Here is a 3,114-nt window from a genome sequence, read left to right as displayed (position 1 = left end):
GATGAAGACCGGCATCGAGAAGGCCGTCGAGCACATCGCCGCCAAGCTGAAGGAAAAGTCCCTGGCCCAAATCCTGGCCCAGATGCCGCCAGCCGAAGCCAAGAAGCTGACCGAGTCCCTCGCTAACCGCTTCAATTCGGTCCGTACGGCTGCGGCCGACTCCGGGGCGGCTCCCGCGCCTGCGGGCGCGACGCCACCTGCGGGCGCCAGGGCGGCGGCGCCGGCCAAGCCGGGCCCAGCCTGATCCATGTCCCTGCGCCGGTCACTTGGATCCAGCGTCGCCGCAATGGCGATCGTCGCGTCGGTCGCCACCCCGATCGGCGCGGCACCCACAGCTGTAGCTCAGGCTGTCCGGGTCGGCGAGGCCTCTGACTTCACCCGACTGGACTTCGGTCCTGGGGTTTCGACCCGGCGCGAGGGCACCGTGCTCACCGTGACCTTTCCGGCTGCGACGCGCCCAAATCTCTCTCGCTTCCGCACATCACCGCCCCGGTGGATCGAAGCGGCCCGAATCTCCCAGGCAGGCGGGCGCACCCAGCTGGTCCTGACCCTTTCCAAGGACGCCGACATGAAGTCGGGCGTCGCTGACGGTTCGGCATGGGTTAACCTGACTTCCCGGCCTGAACCTGCTGATCCCGCCGCGGAAGGCCCTGCGCCTGAACAGGCGTCCGTCGCCGAGGCGGCACCTGGGCTTGCCCAGCGGCCCGATCCGCTTCCGAAGGGTGGGATCGTCAAGGCGGAAATCGCCCTCGGCCAGGGACAGGCGGTTCTCACCTTTCCCTTCGCCAACCCCGCAGGAGCCGCCGTCTTCCGGCGTGGTGGGGCCATCTGGGTCGTTTTCGATGTGCCCGCCAGCCTGGACATCTCCACCCTGCCCCGGGGGCTGAGGCAGATGACTTCGGCCGAAGCCTTTCGGGGCCCCGACTATGCCGCGATCCGGATCGAAGCGCCTCCGGGAACGCCCTTTCGGGCGGATTCGGCTGGCGCAGACTGGACTGTCACCCTGGGACGGGCCCCCTCGCCACAGACACCGGTGGTGCGGGTCGTGCGCGATGAGGCTAGCGGCCCGGCGGCGCTTAAGAGCGCGGTGGCCGGTGCGACCCGCATTGTCCGCCTTGAGGATCCGGTTGTCGGCGACCAGATGACGGTCGTCACCGCCCTGGGACCCGCCAAGGGCGCGCCCCTGAAGCGGCAATTCGCCCAGGTCACGGTCCTTCCGTCGTCCCAAGGGCTCGCCCTGGAAACCTTCGTTCCCGACCTGGCCGTGACCCACGATGGCGACATTGTCCGGATCGGGCGGCCCGAGGGCCTTGCCTTGTCGCCCCTCTCGGTCGGTTCTGCTCCCGAGGACGCGATCCTCGATGCGCCGCGTCCGGCCATCATGCCGGCCCTGATCGACCAGGTGAACTGGCCTCAGACGGGACCCAAGGGCTTCCTTGACCGTTACAACACACTCATCGCCGCCGCCGCCGAGGAAGCTCAGAAGGGGAGGGACGGGCCCACCGCCAACCGCTTTGCCCTCGCCCGATTCCTGGTTGGCAGCGAGCTGTCCTTCGAAGCCATCGGGGTGTTGAACGACCTGGCCCGAGTTTCCCCTGAAGTGCTCGAATCCGCTGAGTTCAGGGGGCTGCGTGGCATCGCCCGGGTGATGGCGCGGCGCTATGCGGAGGCTGACACCGACTTCTCGGCGCCGATACTCGCCTCTGATCCCTCGGCTGCACTCTGGCGGGCCTATATCGCCGCCCAGCTCGGACAGTGGACGGAGGTCCGCAACGCGTTCTCCGCGGGCGCCGAGGCCTTCAACCAGTTCTCCCCCGTGTGGAAGTCGCGCTTTGCCCGGGCCGAAGGGCAGGCGGCGCTCGCCCAGGGCGACTTCGAGGGGGCGGACAAGGCGATCCGTCTGGCCCTCGAGGACCGCGCGGATTCGACGGAGACTCTCTCCGTTCGACTTCTCCAGGCCCGATTACTCGAAGCCCAGGGCGAAAAGGACCGTGCCGTCAGGATCTACCGGGCCGTCGCGACGGCGCCCCTCGAATGGCTGGCGACGCCCGCAGCCCTTCATGCGGCTCGCATTCGCCTGGATACGGGCCGCATCGACATCAACCAGGCTGCGGAGGAACTCAATGCCCTAAGATATCGCTGGCGGGGCGATGGGACCGAGATGGAGATCATCCGCACCCTCGGCGGCCTCTACCTGAATCAGGGGCGTTACCGCGAAGCCCTCGAGACCCTGAGGTCCGCCGGACGCTCGCTTCCTGATCTTCCCGAGGCGGTACAGCTGCAGGCTGATCTGGACCAGGCCTTCAGGTCCCTGTTCATGGACGGGGTGGCGGATGGGCTTCAGCCGATCCAGGCCCTGGCCCTCTTCCTGGACTTCAAGGACCTGACGCCCCTGGGCGCGGATGGCGACATGATCGTACGGCGGCTCGTCTCTCGCCTCGTCAAGGTCGACCTGCTGGAGCAGGCGGCTGAATTGCTCAAGTATCAGACGGAAAACCGCCTTGACGGTGCCCCTAAGGCCCAGGTCGCAACCGACCTGGCGGTCATCTACCTGATGGACCGAAAGCCCGAGCAGGCCCTCCAGGCGATCAACAATTCCCGGACGACCCTGCTTCCGCCGGCCATGCAGATGGAGCGCCGCAGGGTAGAGGCCCGCGCCCTCATCGCCCTGAACCGGCCTGGCGACGCCATGGAGCTGCTGGAGGAAGACCCTACGCCCGAGGGCGAGGAACTCCGTAACGAGATCACCTGGCGGCAGAAGAACTGGCCCTTGGCCGCCGCCGCCTTCGAGCGGAGCCTTGGCGACCGCTGGCGTCGTCCGGGTGCCCTGACCGCTGACGAAGAAGGCAAGCTCCTGCGCGCCGGCATCGCCTACAGCCTCTCCGGGGACGACGGTGCCCTGACGCGACTTCGTACCCGCTATAGTGATTTCATAGACCAGGCCCGGAACCCCGACGCCCTCAGGGTTGGACTGACCGGGATGGAGTCGGGAGAGGTCGGCGCCGCCGACTTCAGCAAGGTGACCGCAGACAACGAGGCCTTCACGGGCTGGGTCGACAAAATGCGCACCCGCTTCGCCAAGGCCGCGCCGGCGCCTGTCGCCGCCGCTGCCCG

Annotated in this window: 1 protein-coding gene and 1 pseudogene; both read left to right on the top strand. The window is 67.9% G+C overall.

The window, feature by feature from the left end; genetic code table 11:
* Window positions 1–244, top strand: a pseudogene (locus WCJ52_RS12435) (hypothetical protein); the annotation flags it as partial.
* A 42-nt stretch (window positions 245–286) separates the two neighbouring features.
* Window positions 287–3,114: endoglucanase (locus tag WCJ52_RS12430; RefSeq protein WP_336903623.1), on the top strand; the 2,828-nt coding region annotated here is incomplete at its 3' end.

It is taken from the genome of Phenylobacterium sp., from assembly GCF_037138395.1.
In the GTDB taxonomy this organism is placed as follows: Bacteria; Pseudomonadota; Alphaproteobacteria; order Caulobacterales; family Caulobacteraceae; genus Phenylobacterium.
The sequence above is the reverse complement of the archived record's forward strand: the minus strand, read 5'-3'. Positions and strand labels throughout refer to the sequence as shown.